The 14413-nt window shown below is 64.4% G+C and carries 13 protein-coding genes; 8 read left to right on the plus strand and 5 right to left on the minus strand.

Annotation, left to right across the window (positions count from 1 at the left end; translation table 11 throughout):
- Positions 1–22 precede the first annotated feature (22 nt).
- On the minus strand, positions 23–877 hold the full coding sequence (locus KIP88_RS34145) for an alpha/beta fold hydrolase (RefSeq protein WP_214492534.1): 855 nt from the start codon (positions 875–877) through the stop codon (positions 23–25).
- Between the two features lie 135 nt (positions 878–1012).
- On the opposite strand from KIP88_RS34145, the gene KIP88_RS34150 reads away from it, so the two are divergent.
- The 4 genes from KIP88_RS34150 (at position 1013) to KIP88_RS34165 (ending at position 5282) form a co-directional block, all read left to right on the plus strand.
- Positions 1013–1723, plus strand: a complete 711-nt coding sequence (locus KIP88_RS34150) for a helix-turn-helix domain-containing protein (protein WP_283848549.1) — start codon at positions 1013–1015, stop codon at positions 1721–1723.
- A gap of 226 nt (positions 1724–1949) precedes the next feature.
- Entirely contained in the window at positions 1950–3248 is a 1299-nt protein-coding gene (gene murA, locus KIP88_RS34155; protein ID WP_214492560.1) for a UDP-N-acetylglucosamine 1-carboxyvinyltransferase, read from the plus strand.
- Between the two features lie 160 nt (positions 3249–3408).
- The gene (locus KIP88_RS34160; protein ID WP_214492536.1) at positions 3409–4815 is read left to right on the plus strand and encodes an MATE family efflux transporter; all 1407 of its coding nucleotides are present in this window, start codon (positions 3409–3411) and stop codon (positions 4813–4815) included.
- Entirely contained in the window at positions 4812–5282 is a 471-nt protein-coding gene (locus tag KIP88_RS34165; protein WP_214492537.1) for a DUF2867 domain-containing protein, read from the plus strand. Before KIP88_RS34160 ends, KIP88_RS34165 begins: the two co-directional genes overlap by 4 nt.
- A gap of 33 nt (positions 5283–5315) precedes the next feature.
- Here the strand turns inward: KIP88_RS34165 and KIP88_RS34170 are convergent, their stop codons facing one another.
- Entirely contained in the window at positions 5316–6431 is a 1116-nt protein-coding gene (locus tag KIP88_RS34170) for an FUSC family protein (RefSeq protein ID WP_214492561.1), read from the minus strand.
- 136 nt (positions 6432–6567) lie between these two features.
- Between KIP88_RS34170 and KIP88_RS34175 the strand changes: the two genes are divergently transcribed.
- A complete protein-coding gene (locus tag KIP88_RS34175; protein ID WP_214492538.1) occupies positions 6568–7938 on the plus strand; it encodes an MmgE/PrpD family protein in 1371 nt (456 codons plus the stop codon).
- 138 nt (positions 7939–8076) lie between these two features.
- Here the strand turns inward: KIP88_RS34175 and KIP88_RS34180 are convergent, their stop codons facing one another.
- The 3 genes from KIP88_RS34180 to KIP88_RS34190 form a co-directional block, all read right to left on the minus strand.
- The gene (locus tag KIP88_RS34180) at positions 8077–9507 is read right to left on the minus strand and encodes a serine hydrolase (protein ID WP_214492539.1); all 1431 of its coding nucleotides are present in this window, start codon (positions 9505–9507) and stop codon (positions 8077–8079) included.
- 151 nt (positions 9508–9658) lie between these two features.
- Positions 9659–10720, minus strand: a complete 1062-nt coding sequence (locus tag KIP88_RS34185; protein WP_214492540.1) for a helix-turn-helix domain-containing protein — start codon at positions 10718–10720, stop codon at positions 9659–9661.
- A gap of 77 nt (positions 10721–10797) precedes the next feature.
- Positions 10798–11364, minus strand: coding sequence for a GNAT family N-acetyltransferase (locus tag KIP88_RS34190; protein ID WP_214492541.1), 567 nt, complete (start codon positions 11362–11364; stop codon positions 10798–10800).
- A 201-nt stretch (positions 11365–11565) separates the two neighbouring features.
- Between KIP88_RS34190 and KIP88_RS34195 the strand changes: the two genes are divergently transcribed.
- The 3 genes from KIP88_RS34195 to KIP88_RS34205 form a co-directional block, all read left to right on the plus strand.
- Positions 11566–12483: a pirin family protein gene (locus KIP88_RS34195; protein ID WP_214492542.1), complete on the plus strand. Its 918-nt coding sequence runs from the start codon at positions 11566–11568 to the stop codon at positions 12481–12483.
- A 63-nt stretch (positions 12484–12546) separates the two neighbouring features.
- A complete protein-coding gene (locus KIP88_RS34200) occupies positions 12547–13461 on the plus strand; it encodes a phosphoribosylaminoimidazolesuccinocarboxamide synthase (RefSeq protein WP_214492543.1) in 915 nt (304 codons plus the stop codon).
- 155 nt (positions 13462–13616) lie between these two features.
- A partial coding sequence (locus KIP88_RS34205; protein WP_214492544.1) for a crotonase/enoyl-CoA hydratase family protein occupies positions 13617–14413 on the plus strand: 797 nt, incomplete at its 3' end.

Here is a 14413-nt window from a genome sequence, read left to right on the forward strand (position 1 = left end):
TCGTCTGCTCTACGAGAAGTGGTTAGCCCGCCACTTCCAGCAGAAGAGCCGCCAGTTCATTTGGATGCGTAATGTACGGCAGGTGAGAACTCGCGATTCTGCGCGATTGCCACCCCGCCGTCTCGCTCGCAGCTCCCGCATAACGATCGAGGCCCGGATGCGGCCACTGGGTGCGGATATAGGTGCGTGGCAATTTCTCGGCGGCAGGATTCTTGCGCTTCACCGGCTCCTTGAAGTGGCCGAACGGTGTCGGGCGAAGCCGGGGCAGCATCCAATCGAGATCGGCGTCTTCGGTCACTTGCCACGTCTCGGTAACAAGTTTCTTCCATGGCGGCGGCGCGAAGCGCGGCAGGAGCCAGCCGTCGCCTTCTTTCTGCACGAATGCTTCCAGAGCGGGCCGGCGATCAGGAGAGATCACGTCCAGCATGCTCTGGCCGTCCGTCGGCACGAAGGCATCGAGAAAGACCAGGTGCGCGATCCGTCCGGGCATGTGATCGGCAACGCCAGTTATCACCATGCCGCCGGAACTGTTGCCGACGAGGATAACGTTGCGCAGGTCCTCGTATTCGATGACGTTGATGATGTCGCGGACATGTATTTCAAGGCCGATTTCCGGCCTCGCCAGGTGGGCACGCTCGCCGAGCCCGGTCAGCGTCGGAGTGAAAACCTCGTGCCCTTGCGCACGCAGCAGCGGCGTCAACTTTTTCCAGCACCAGCCGCCGAACCAGGCCGGATGGATCAGTAGATACGTCATCTTGTGGCCCTCCCGCGACCACGCATTCGTGGCGTCTGAGATTGCACCGGCGGAAATTGCCGCACCGCCGATCGCTGCCAAGGCTTCCCGGCGCGAAAGACCTGCATGGCTGCACTCGCCCATGGCTCTCTCCACAAGTTACCGCTTTGCGGCGGGTTCCGAGCCTGAACGAACAGCATCGTTTGCCGAATCGGGAACGGCGACAAGTCCAAAATCTGGACTGGTTCCTGCCACCCAAACATGTTTGAATTCCCCGCCATGAAACGCGGGTACGGTGAGTTCTGCCCGATCGCAAAGGCGTCCGAGGTTTTCGCCACGCGTTGGACGCCGCTCGTGCTGCGCGAGTTGATGTTGGGCGCACACAGCTTCAATGACATTCATCGCGGCGTGCCATTGATGTCGCGGACTCTCCTGACCGAGCGCCTGCGGCGTCTGGAGGAAGACGGAATCATCGTAAGGAAAATTCACCCTGACGATTCAGGCTGTGAATATTGGCTGACATCGTCAGGCGAAGCATTTCACGATGTGTTGCGTGAGCTCTCGCGCTGGGGCCTGGCGCACGCCCGCGACCGCCTCACCGCAGACGATCTGAATCCTGGCCTGCTGATGTGGCGGATGCGCAAGCGCGTGGACATCAGTGCGTTGCCGGAGCATCGCGTCGTGATCCGTTTCGAATTCTCCGGCGTTCCCAGGAGCCGAACGGCATTGCGCGTCATTTGGCTGATCCTCGAACGGACGGGCGTCGACATATGCTTCAAGGACCCGGGACATGCTGTCGATCTGACCGTTCGCAGTGATGTTGCCGTCCTTGTCAGGCTTTATCTCGGGCACGTGAATTGGCAGGAGGTCGCGGGAAAAGCATTGTCGATCGAGGGTGATCGACAGATGGCGCGACAGCTCCCAATCTGGCTGCAACTCCACAAACAACTCGGCCGGGACTATCTACCTTTTGGGCGTCCTGCTGCCTGACGGCCGTCGCGGAGAGGATGCGGATGGCGGTCGGCATTCGCCTGCGACAACGCGGCGTGCGCGGGCGAATTCTGGTAAGTCAGCATTCTTTGTCAGAACACCCCCGCAGAGCCAATGAATAGCGTTACTTGATTGAGCTTTATCTGTTATAGCGCCCGCATCAGCCGTTGATCCTGCTGTAGAATTTTGAGTAATGGAGCCCGGAATCATGTTGGGGACAGCGCCCGTGCCGCCAATCCAATACATCGTTGAAGGCGGCCACCGGCTCGCGGGAACGATCGAGCCGTCCGGCAACAAGAATTCTGCGCTGCCGATCATCGCGGCTGCCCTGCTCACCGAGCATCCCGTCACGTTGCAAAACGTGCCGCGCATCCGCGACACCGAGACGCTGGTCGAACTGATCCGCTCGGTCGGGGCCTCGGCGGAATGGAAAGAGCGCAATACGCTCGATATCCACGCCAAGGAAGTCCGCGCCGCCGATCTCGATCCGGAACTCTGCGCGCGGATCCGCGCCTCCATCCTGCTGGCCGGGCCGTTATTGGCGCGCTGCGGCGAGGTAGCGCTGCCACCGCCCGGCGGCGACGTCATCGGCCGCCGTCGCCTCGACACGCATTTCCTCGCCTTCGAGCAGTTGGGCGCCACCGTCACCGCTACACACCGGCTGGAGTTCCGCGCCAGCCGTCTAAAGGGCGCTGACGTGTTCCTCGATGAACCCAGCGTCACCGCCACCGAAAACGCGCTGGTCGCAGCCGTCGCCGCCCACGGCACTACCTATCTGCGCAACGCCGCCTCCGAGCCGCATGTGCAGGACCTCGCGCATTTCCTGGTCGCGCTCGGCGCGAAGATCGAGGGCATCGGCACCAACACCATCATCGTGCACGGGCCGGCGACGCTCGGCGGCACCAGCTATTCGATCCAGCCCGACCATATCGAGGTCGGCTCCCTGATCGGGCTCGCCGCGGTGACGCGCTCGCCGCTGCGCATCGCAAAGGCCGGCGTCGAGCATCTGCGATCGATCCGGATGGGCTTTGAACGGCTCGGCATCGTCTGCGGCATCGAGGGCGACGACCTCGTCGTGCCCTCAGGCCAGACCATGAAGATCCATGATGATTTCGGCGGCCACGTGCCGAAACTCGAGGACCAGCCATGGCCGGCCTTCCCGGCCGACCTGATGTCGATTGCGATCGTCACCGCCACGCAATGCGATGGCGTCATCCTGATGTTCGAAAAAATGTTCGAGTCGCGGATGTTCTTCGTCGACAAGCTGATCTCGATGGGCGCCCGCATCGTGCTGTGCGATCCGCATCGCGCGATCGTGGCCGGTCCGAGCCGGCTGCGCGGCGCGGCGATGATCTCTCCCGACATCCGCGCCGGCATGGCCATGCTGCTGGCGGCGGTCGCCGCCGAAGGCACCTCGACCATCAACAACGCCGACCAGATCGAGCGCGGCTATGAGCGCATCGAGGAGCGGCTCAATGCGCTGGGCGCCCGGATCACCCGCGTTCCGGCGCGCGAGGGCGGATAGGCCTCGAGCCGCAACGTCACTTTTTCAGCCATCGGCGGTGCTATAGCGTTTTCAAGCGAAGTGGATACCGGCTCGCGTAAGGAAAACGCGTCAAAAAAAGGAAGCCAGAGCTTCGGTTCTGATTCAATCAGAACCGATCATCCTCTAGTAGTCTGTTGCAATGACCTCGCTCGACAAAGTTGAACGCGCAACCGTAGCGCCGCCTGCTTCTGCGGCCGTGCCCGGCCGTCACCTCGCGATCGAACTCGCCGAGACGCTAAAGCTCGCGGTGCCGCTCGCGCTGACGCAGCTCGGACAGATCGCGATGATGACGACCGACCTGGCATTCATCGGTCGGTTCGGCAGCGAAACCGTGGCTGCGGCAGCCCTCGCACATACGGTGTTCTTCGTCACCTTCACTTTCGGCATGGGCCTGGTATCGGCGGTAGCGCCGCTGGCGGCGCAGGCTTTCGGCGCGCGCGATCCGCGCATGGTGCGGCGCGCGCTGCGCGTCGGCTTGTGGGCGGCGCTGTTGATCGCACTGCCGCTGATGGCACTGCCATTCCGCGGCGAGGCGATCCTGATCGCGCTCGGCCAGGCGCCGGCGGCCGCCAGGCTCGCGCAGCAATACCTGTTCGGCCTTGCCTGGGGCATCCTGCCGGCGCTCTGGTTTATCGCGATCCGCGGCTTCATGAGCGCGGTGAACCGGCCCGAGCCGGTGCTGTGGATCACGCTGGCCGCGATCCCGGCCAACGCGTTACTGGTCTATCTGCTGCTCTATGGGAAATGGGGCCTGCCCGAACTCGGGCTGTTCGGCGCGGGCCTTGCGACCAGCATGGTCAATCTCGGCACGTTTCTCGCCGGGCTGTGGTTCACCGCGCTGCGCCGGCCGTTCCGGAAATATCACGTGCTCGGCAACATCTGGCGCATCGACTGGCCGTTGATGGCGAAGCTCGTGATCGTCGGCGCGCCGATCTCGATGGCGTTTCTGCTGGAATACGGGCTGTTCGGCGCTGCCGGCCTGCTGATGGGCCTGATCAGCACCACAGCACTCGCAGCGCACCAGATTGCACTCCAGATCGCAGCCATCCTTTTCATGGTGCCGTTCGGAATCAGCATGGCAGCAACCGTCCGGGTCGGTCATGCGGTCGGGCGCCGCGACGGCGACGCCGTCAGGCGCGCAGGTTACGTGGCGATACTTCTCGGCGCAGCGTTCATGGCCACGATGACACTCGCCGTGATACTTGGACGGTTCCTGATTGCCGAGATATTCCTCGGCGAAGCCGTCGACGCGACCGCGACGCTGACGGCAACGCTGCTCCTGATCGGCTCTACCTTCTTTGTCGCGGACGGTATCCAAACCATCGCCGCCGGTGCGCTGCGCGGAATGAACGACACGCGCGTGCCGCTGCTGTTCGCTACCTTCAGCTACTGGCTGATTGGCTTTGCTTCCGCCTGCGCACTCGGGTTCTGGACATCGTTTGGCCCTAGCGGCGTCTGGATCGGGTTGTCGATCGGCACCGTTGTCTTCGCCATTCTTCTTGTCGTGCGATTCCGGCTACTGGCAAGCAGACTGGCGTCTCCATGACCGTCCGCGAAGTCACCCCTGCCGTCGATGCCGATGCACTGCTGGCCGGCGCGCAGTTCGCCGACGCCTTTTGCATTGAGATCAGCGACCGTGATCTCAATGCCCGCCGCGCAGCGGAGCGGATGATGGCGCGGCAACCGCGATGGGCCGAGGCGCTGCTGTCGCTGCGCAATTTGCTGGTCGCGCCGCTCGGGCTGAGAACGTCGGGTGCGGGCTTGGTCCCGCCCAGAGACATGATCGGAATATTTCCGGTCGTCAGTGAAACACCCGATCGCGTCATCGCCGGCTTCAACGACAGGCATCTGGATTTTCGGGTCGTGGTTGATGTGACGGCGCCCGGCGGCGTCAGGCAGGTCACCGCGACGACGCTGGTCAGGACGCACAACTGGCTCGGCCGAACTTATCTCGCGATCATCATGCCGTTTCACCGGCTGATCGTGCCGGCCCTGCTGCGTCAGGTTAGCTGAACGTCATTTGGAAAACAGGAGCCTGAAACGCCGCTAGCCCTTCGCACCTGCCGGCTTCGTGGTCGGCGTCTCGCACCAGTCGGCATGGCAGCGATCGAGATCGTTCAGGTTCTGCCGCATCTGCTCCAGTGAAAACCCCAGCGCGAAAAAACGCTCCGCGACATCGACGGGCACGCCGCGGATCAGGCCTTCGCTTCGCAACGCAGCGACTTCGGCGGCATAGGCCTGCAGCGCCGCATCGACCGGCTGAATGTCCACGGCGCCGGTGCCGTTTCGCAAGGATGCGGCCGCCGCGCGCATATAGCCGACGATCGCGCTGCTGACATCGGACAGTGGCCGTGCCAGCCTTGCCTGCACATTGGGCGGCAGCGGCACCACGCTGGCGCGCCCTATCATTACGACATCATGGCGCAAGCGCTGGACGGTGCGCAGCAAAGGGCCGGTGTCCGGTCCCGACGACAGATGCGTCGCGCGCTCGCGCTCGGCTTCCAGCCCGGTGGCATGGAGGTTGGCCATCGCGGTGCCGATACCATCCTGGATGCGGTGCAGGGCGTCGTTGTCGAGTCCGCGCGTCAGGCCTGCGAGCAGTTCGGCGAATACGGCGGCCAGCAGTTCCAAAAGCTGCGCCGCATTGATGCGGATCTGGCTGACCGCCCGCGACGGCAACACCAGGAATGAAACCACGAGCCCGGTGAGCGCGCCGACGGCGACCTCGAACAGCCGGTCGATGGTGGAATCCAGCGGATTGGCGTGGTTCATGGCCGGAACCAGCAGCACGATCACGGCCGTCACCGTGGCGGCGCTCAGGCTCGGATTGATAGCTCCGATGAAAGCCATCGGCGCAACCGTCAGCACCAGCAGCGCCAGCAGTCCACCTTCCCCGGAATGCGGGATCAACATCGCGATGGCGCCACCATAGGCCGCGCCGCCGATCGTCCCCAGCATATAGTCGCGGGTCGCCTTCAAGGAGCGGCCGACGCTCATCTGGGTGACAATGAGCGAGGTCAGCACCGCCCATAGCGGCAGCATCAGATGCAGCGCTCTGGCGATCGCGTAGGCCGCGACCGCGGCGACCGCGAGCCGGACCGCCAGCGACAGTTGCGTCTTGTGGCCGCGGAGCGAACCAAGCATGCGTTTTGCGAAGGCCATCATGCGCCGCATTTCCGGAATCTGCCCACCGCGCCTGTGCTAGAGGACGCCGAGCATAGCTGCTGCCCGCGGCCGGAAGGCGGCTTGAAAGCCAAAATCAGCCCGCCTACCCTGCCCGGCAAAACGAGGAAACACGATGGCCAACGAAACCGCAACGCTCGCAGCCTATGTCACCGACCTGAAATTTGCCGACATCCCGCCGGAAGTGCTGGAACGCGCCAAGGTGCTGACGCTGGATTTTCTCGGCAGCGCGATCCGGGCGCGGCGCGATGCGGAATCCACCCCCTCGCTGCTCAAAATGCTGGAAGCGCTGGCGCTGGACGGCAAGGGCGAATCCACCGTGTTCGGCGATTCAAAGACCTGGACGCCCGCGGTCGCCGCGCTGCTCAACGGCGCGCTCGGCCATTCCCTTGATTTCGACGACACGCATGCCGACTCCTCGCTGCACCCGAGCGCACCCGTAGTGCCGGCGGCGTTTGCAGTCGGCGAAATGGTCGGCGCATCGGGACGCGACGTCCTGACCGCGATCGTGGCCGGCTATGAAGTGTGCTGCCGGCTCGGCAACGCGCTCGATCCGACTTCGCATTATGCGCGCGGCTTCCACCCGACCGCGACGGCGGGAACCTATGGCGCCGCGGCGGCCGCAGGCAAATTGTTCGGCCTGTCGAAGGATCAGCTCATATCCGCCTTCGGCGTTTCCGGCAGCCAGGCCGCGGGCTCGCTGCAGTTCCTGGTCAACGGCGCCTGGAACAAGCGTTACCAGGTCGGCGCTGCCGCGATGAACGGCGTCATCGCTGCGACGCTGGCGCGCAACGATTTCGTCGGCTCGAGCGAATCGGTCGAGGGCAAGCATGGCCTCTTGGTCGGCTACAGCGACGACGCCCACCCCGACAAGGCAACCGCGGGCCTCGGCAAGACCTATGAGACGCTGAAGATCGGCGTGAAGCCGTATCCGAGCTGCCGCTATACCCACGCGGCGCTGGACGCGCTGATCGCGATGCGGCGGGAGCACAATCTGACGCCGGACCAGATCAAGCGCGTCGAGATCGGCCTGCATCGCAACGGCATCACGCTGACTGGCGATGCCGCCACCAAGCGCCATCCGACTTCAATCGTCGGCGGACAATTTTCGATGTTCTTCACCGGCGCGCTGGCGCTCGATCAGGGCAGTTTTGGTTGGGACGATTACGACCGGCTCGGCGACGCAGCGGTTAACGCGCTGGCCGACAAGTTCGACGTGGTGCAGGACGACCGCCTCGAGATCGGCCGCACCCACCCTTTCGGCGCGCGTGTTTCCATCACCACCGACGACGGCGTGCACGAGCGGCTCTATGCCGATCCCTCCGGCGAGCCGAATTCATTTCCCGATGCGCAAGCGATGCAGCAGAAGTTCCTGACACTCGCCCGCCCCGTGTTGAACGGCCGCGCCGATCAACTCGCCGACGCGATTTTGTCGCTGGAGCGATTCGATCGCGTCGAGAAGGCCACGCAGTTGGGACGGCAGTAACAGCCGGTTGAATCGCGTTGAGTAGGTAGCCCGGATGGAGCGCAGCGCAATCCGGGATCATCCGCTGGCATACCGCCCCCGGATTTCGCTTCGCTTCATCCGGGCTACACGTCTCGACGTGCCGTGAGCTGCCCGCGTTCAATTCGCTCCCGCCAGCTTCGCCTTGCTCCGCGTGGCCGCAACGACGTCGCGCACCAGCTCGAACACGCCGTCGGCTTCCGGCGGCCAGTTCGGCGAGCGGCCGAGCCGGACGATCACCAGCCGCTCGGAAGGCACGATGATCACGTACTGCCCGATCGTTCCCTTGGCGAAAAACGCATCGCGCGGCCAGCCGCGTTCGGTGCGGTAGGTCGCGCCAAAGCTGTCACCTAGATTGGTCCAGAAGCCCGCGCCCTGGCCGACCCAGGCGTTCGGCGTCGGCGTCGCCGAGTACTTCACCCAGCCTTCGGGCAGAATGCGTTTGCCCCCGGCCGTGCCGTCATTGAGATAGAGCTGGCCAAAGCGCGCCCAGTCACGCGCGCTGGCGAGCAGCTGGCTCGATCCTTCCGCATTGCCCGACGCGTCGAATTCGAGCGTCACGTTGCGCATGCCGAGCGGATCGAACAATTCCTGCCGCGCGAAGCGCATCATGTTGGACGCGCTGCCGCCGGTCGCCTGGCGGATCAGATGTGCGAGGATGACGGTGTTGCCATCGTGATAGTTCCATGCTGCGCCCGGTGCAGCCTCTAGCGGCATGCTCTCCGCATAGGCCGCCATGTCAGGCTCCATGAATTTCATCCGGTTGACCGGCTCCAGCGCAGACGCGAGCGACGCCTGCAATGAGCTGCCGAGCGCAAGGCCTGCGGTGTGACGAATCAGATGATCGAGCGTGATGGTACGCCTTGGGTCATCGGCGCCTTGCCACGTTGCAATCGGCACCGGCTCGTGCAGCTTCAACGCACCCTTGCGCACGAGGATGCCGGCCAACGCAGAGATCACCGATTTGGTGGCGGAGAATCCGAGCAGCGGCGTATCGATGCCGATGCCGTCGGCATAACGCTCGGCAACGACGCGGCCATCCTTCATCACCACGATCGCCCGCGTATGGCGCGGCATAGACTTGTCCGGCTCGGCAAAAGAGCGGTCGAGCGCGGCAGCCAGTTGCGGCGTTTGCGGCGCGACGATGGATGGACCGGCGATGTCAGGCAGCAGCGCCGCCTTTGCATCGGTTGGCGGCAGCGCGATGTCGGCAACGGCCACGCCGTGATCGAGATAGCAGCCGAGGCCTGCGCCCCGGTAGACAGCATGGCTTCGGCCCAGGCCGAACAGCGCCACGGTTACGTCCTTGCGCGCGCGGTCGACGCGATAGTCGAGCGCCCAGGAGATCAGCCCGGCCCCCGGCATAGCCGAAATGGTCTCGGCAAACACCCGCGCCGGATCGAGGCCGGAGACGAAGGTCTCGGTGCAGACCACGTTGGCGACAAAGCCGGTCGCGACCTTTGGCACGTCGCGCGCGCGGGCGGCCGTCAGCGCGAGCGCACTGAGAGCGGTGGTGCTGGCGAGGATGAGGATGAGATTTCGTCGTTTCACGAGTGGCCTCCGGCATGACGCATCAGCGCGTTGCCGGGGAGGATGGCGAAGCGGCCACCGCCTGCTCGCCGGATTTGGAATTTGCATTGGCCGAAAGCTCAACGCGTCTCGCCGAATTCAAAATATACTAGCAATAACAATATGATGCATATCAGGCCGCGCTGGCCTTCAGCCGGCGATATTCGGTCGGCGTGACGCCGGTGATCGCCTTGAATGCGCGGTTGAAGGGCCCAAGCGACTGGAAGCCGGCGTCCATCGCGATCGTAATCACGGGCACCTCGGCCTGGCTCGGATCGGCGAGCGCCGCCTTGGCTTCGGCGATCCGGTGCTCGTTGAGGAACACATTGAAATTACGGTAGCCGAGCCGCTGGTTGATCAGCCGCCGCAGCCGGTATTCGGGGATGGCGAGCTTGCTCGCCAGCGTGCCGATGGTGACGTTGTCGTGGCGGTAGATGCGCTCGTCGCCCATCAGTCGCATCAACGCGTCGACCAGCTTTTGATCGGCCGCGCTGGATTCGACGATCGCCCCATCGCTTGCATCGGCCTGAACCTCCGGCGTGGCCGGAAACAGGTCGGCGCCGTCGACGCGCATCATCGCAATCGAGATCGCTGCCACCACACCGGCCAACACGGCCGAATTCACCGTGTTGGCGATCTCGGCGGCCCCGCTGCCGGACAGCGATATCTGCAGCACCGCGTTCATGCCGCCATACAACGCGGCTGCGCTGACGATGAAGACGCGGACGCGACGCCGGCCCTCGACCAGATCGGCCGACCAGGACGCGATGGTCTGCACGACGGCCAGGACGACAAAGCCGAGCGCCAGCAGATTGACCACGGTAATGGACAGCCGCACACCGGATGCGGGCGCCAGCCACATGCAATTGACGAAACTGAAAGCGGCGACCGCCGCCCAGATCAGCGCGTGCCACCATCGCAGCCTGAACGTCTCGTCGAACAGCGCCCGCGTGAACAGCCAGAACACCACGACATTGCCGGTCGACAGCGCGATAATTGGCGCATGCGCCGCCGTGACCTGCGACGTCACCCCGATCGACGCGGTCACGGCATGCGCCGCCGACCCCAGCGCGAAAGCCGCGGCCAATCGTCCGGCGAGAACTGTTCCGAACCCGCGAAACAGCGACGCCGCCAGCACCACCAGCAGCGCCACGGTGGCGCCGCGCAAGGCGATGTCGATGGTGGGAAGCATCATCCAATCGGGCCCGTTCGCGCAGCCATCCGCGCATCGTCAATCTAGTGCGAGTCGTCGCGTGGTTCAATTTGCATGGATCAGCCTTTCCACGTAGCCCGTGACGTCACCCAGCGTTCATTGGTCTTGCCGAACAAATCAACTTCGCCATCCCTCCGCGCGCCCAGCCGCCGCGCGACGCTCTTGGACGGTTCGTTGCTGGCTTCGATGCAATGGATGATCTCGTCGATCTCGAAGGTCGCGAACACCCAATCGATCGAGGCCCGTGCCGCTTCCACTGCATAACCCTTGTCGCGACACTCCTTGGCGATACCCCAGCCGACTTCGAAGCCCGGCCATCCCGCTGGCGACCACGGCCCGACGCGGCCGATATACCGGCGGCTCGATTTTTCCTCGACGGCGAACATGCCGAAGCCGTGCAGGGCCCAATGCCCCGATATTACGGCGGCGTTGCGCCAGCCACCGATTTCGGTGGTGATCGCTACGCCGTCGGGCGTGATGTAGCGTGCGGTACCGGGATCAGACAGCATCGCCGTATTCGCGGCAATGTCGCTGCTGCGCCATGGGCGAAGGATCAGGCGCGCGGTCTCGATGACGGGACCATCGACTTTCAGGAGCTTCGCGCCGGGCTTGAGCGGAGGGATCATGAGTTCATTATCCTACGTCGTCCCTGCGAACGCAGGGACCATAACCACCATTGTTAATTGTAGGAGACGGTACCTCCCATTGGTGCCCCACGATAGGGCACGCAGTATGGGTCCCGGCGTTCGCAGGGACGTCATGATGAGACATTTGAACCCGATCGGGCAATTGCTGTTATAGTCGCACAAAACATCAAGGAGCCCCCCATGAGCTGGCAACCCGCCAACGATCCCGTGCTCGGCGATCCCAAGACCTGCGATGCGCTCGACCTCATCATCGTGCCGCGCACCCGCGATCTCGGCGACGGATTTGTCGTGCGACGCGCGCTGCCGCATGGCAAGCGGCAGATGGTCGGGCCTTTCATCTTCTTCGATCATTTCGGACCGATGCAGTTCATCGCCGGCAAGGGCATGGACGTGCGCCCGCATCCGCATATCGGGCTTGCCACCGTCACCTATCTGTTCGACGGCTCGATCATGCACCGCGACAGTGAGGGCAACATCCAGGAGATCCAGCCCGGCGCCATGAACCTGATGACGGCGGGGCGCGGCATCGCGCATTCCGAACGCACGCCCGACGTGCAGCGCCGCGACGGGCAGAAAATGCTGGGCCTGCAAAGCTGGATCGCGCTGCCGGCCGGATCGGAAGAGATCGAGCCGTCGTTCCAGCACTACGCGGCCGAAGCGCTGCCGACCGTGAAGGAGAGTGGCTTCACCGCGCGGATCATCGCAGGCCATGGCTTTGGCGTGAAATCGCCGGTCAGCATGGTGTCGCCGTGGTTCTATACCGAAGTGACCGCCCAGGCCGGGACCAGCGTCCCGCTCGACCCGGACCACGAGGAGCGCGCGATCTATCTGGTCGACGGCGAGGTCGAGATTGCGAACGAGCGCTATGAGGGACCGCGCCTTCTGATCTTCCGGCCGGGCGACCGCATCACCGTGAAGGCGATCAGGCCGACGCGGATGATGTTTCTGGGTGGCGACGCGCTGGAGGGGCCGCGGCATATCTGGTGGAATTTCGTCTCCTCCAGCAAGGAGCGGATCGAGCAGGCCAAACAGGACTGGAAAACCGGCCGGTTTGCCGCCGTTCCGCAAGAACATGAGTTCATTCCGCTGCCGGAGTGAGCTATTGCTCCGCTTTCTCATTTGCACGCCTGTGCAGTCGTGCCGTTTCGAAAGCCTGACCGAATGAACGCGATGCTCGCCAGCGATTTGCCCCTGCCCCGGATCGGCCGCGGCAAGGTGCGCGATATCTATGCCGTCGGCGACGACCGCGTGCTGCTGCTCACCACCGACCGGATCAGCGCGTTCGACGTCGTGATGGCCGAGACCATTCCGATGAAGGGCGCTGTGCTGACGCAGATCAGCGCGTGGTGGTTCCGCCAGCTCGAAGGCGTGGTGCCGCATCACATGATCAGCGCCGATGCCGACGAGATCATCCGCAAGGTGCCCGCCTTGAAGGACCATCGCGCCGACATTCTCGGTCGCGCGATGCTGTGCAAGCGCACCACCGTCTTCCCGGTGGAATGCGTGATCCGCGGCTACATCTCCGGCTCGGCCTGGAAGGAGTATGCCGCAGCGGGTACACTCGCGGGCGAGGAACTCAAGCCCGGGCTGGTCGAGAGTGAGAAGCTCGACGCCCCGATCTTCAGCCCGGCCACCAAGGCCGAGACCGGCCATGATGAGAACATTACGATCGCACGCGTACGCGAGATTTTGGGCAGCAACGTCGCCGAGAAGCTCGAGAGCATGGCGCGCACGGTCTATAATTTCGGCGAACGGATCGCCCGTCACCAAGGCATCATCATCGCCGACACCAAGTTCGAGTTCGGCCGCGCGGCGGACGGCCGCATCATTCTGATCGACGAGGTGATGACGCCGGATAGTTCGCGGTTCTGGGCCGCCGACGTCTACAAACCCGGCCGGCCGCAGCCCTCCTTCGACAAGCAGCCGCTGCGCGACTATCTCGACGCCGAGCGCCGCGCCGGCCGCTGGAACGGCGACGCCCCGCCCCCGCCGCTGCCGGACAGCGTGGTCGATGCGACGAGCAAGCGGTATCTCGAAGCGTATCGGCGCGTGACGGGAAGCGATCTGCAAATCTAGCTCCGTCATTGCGAGCGAAGCGAAGCAATCCATATCTCAACGTGGGAATAGATGGATTGCTTCGCTGCGCTCGCAATGACGCGCGGATACAGGATTGCGCTGCAGGCCCATCCGGTGCGAAGTTGCCTCCATAGGGAATGCGAGGGAGCGCCTGAATGTCCGAAGCCGATTCCGTGCTCGTCGAACGCGATGGTCCCGTGACCATCGTTTCCATCAACCGCCCGCATTGCCGCAACGCCGTCGACGGTGCGACGGCGCGCAAATTGTACGAAGCCTTCCTTGCCTTCGATGCCGACGAGAGCGCATCCGTCGCCGTGTTCACTGGCACCGGCGGCTATTTCTGCGCGGGCGCCGACCTCAAGGCGGTGGCGGCGGGCGATCCCAACAAGAAGCGCGAGCTCGGCGGCCACGACTCGATTGCGCCGATGGGACCGAGCCGGCTGCGGCTGTCAAAGCCGGTGATCGCGGCGGTCGAAGGCTTTGCGGTGGCCGGCGGCATGGAGCTGGCGCTGTGGGCGGACATGCGCGTGGTCGCAGACGATGCCACCTTCGGCATCTTCTGCCGCCGCTTCGGCGTGCCACTGATCGATCTCGGCACCATCCGACTGCCACGCCTGATCGGTCATTCGCAGGCGATCGATTTGATTCTCACCGGTCGCCCGGTCGGCGCGCAGGAGGCGCTGCGCATGGGCCTCGCCAACCGCGTCGTCGGCCGCGGCGAGGCGACCGCACATGCGATCGCGCTGGCGCGGGAGATCGCGCGCTTTCCGCAAAAGTGCCTGCGCGCCGATCGGCTGTCGGCGCTGCGGCAATGGGACCTCTCGGAGGAAGAGGCGATCGCCAATGAGATGCGCGGCGGGCTCGAGGTGATCGCCTCGGGCGAAACGCTGTCGGGCGCGACGCGGTTTGCTTCCGGCATCGGCCGCCACGGCGCGTTTGCGGATGACGCGAG

The sequence above is a fragment of the Bradyrhizobium sp. SRL28 genome, assembly GCF_018596315.1.
Classification (GTDB): Bacteria; Pseudomonadota; Alphaproteobacteria; order Rhizobiales; family Xanthobacteraceae; genus Bradyrhizobium.

Bases quoted from the DNA above. Each gene is read 5' to 3' on its own strand.
- KIP88_RS34145 (WP_214492534.1), bottom strand. From the start codon at position 877: ATGGGCGAGTGCAGCCATGCAGGTCTTTCGCGCCGGGAAGCCTTGGCA.
- KIP88_RS34150 (WP_283848549.1), top strand. From the start codon at position 1,013: ATGAAACGCGGGTACGGTGAGTTCTGCCCGATCGCAAAGGCGTCCGAG.
- KIP88_RS34160 (WP_214492536.1), top strand. From the start codon at position 3,409: ATGACCTCGCTCGACAAAGTTGAACGCGCAACCGTAGCGCCGCCTGCT.
- KIP88_RS34165 (WP_214492537.1), top strand. From the start codon at position 4,812: ATGACCGTCCGCGAAGTCACCCCTGCCGTCGATGCCGATGCACTGCTG.
- KIP88_RS34170 (WP_214492561.1), bottom strand. From the start codon at position 6,431: ATGGCCTTCGCAAAACGCATGCTTGGTTCGCTCCGCGGCCACAAGACG.
- KIP88_RS34175 (WP_214492538.1), top strand. From the start codon at position 6,568: ATGGCCAACGAAACCGCAACGCTCGCAGCCTATGTCACCGACCTGAAA.
- KIP88_RS34185 (WP_214492540.1), bottom strand. From the start codon at position 10,720: ATGATGCTTCCCACCATCGACATCGCCTTGCGCGGCGCCACCGTGGCG.
- KIP88_RS34190 (WP_214492541.1), bottom strand. From the start codon at position 11,364: ATGATCCCTCCGCTCAAGCCCGGCGCGAAGCTCCTGAAAGTCGATGGT.
- KIP88_RS34195 (WP_214492542.1), top strand. From the start codon at position 11,566: ATGAGCTGGCAACCCGCCAACGATCCCGTGCTCGGCGATCCCAAGACC.
- KIP88_RS34200 (WP_214492543.1), top strand. From the start codon at position 12,547: ATGAACGCGATGCTCGCCAGCGATTTGCCCCTGCCCCGGATCGGCCGC.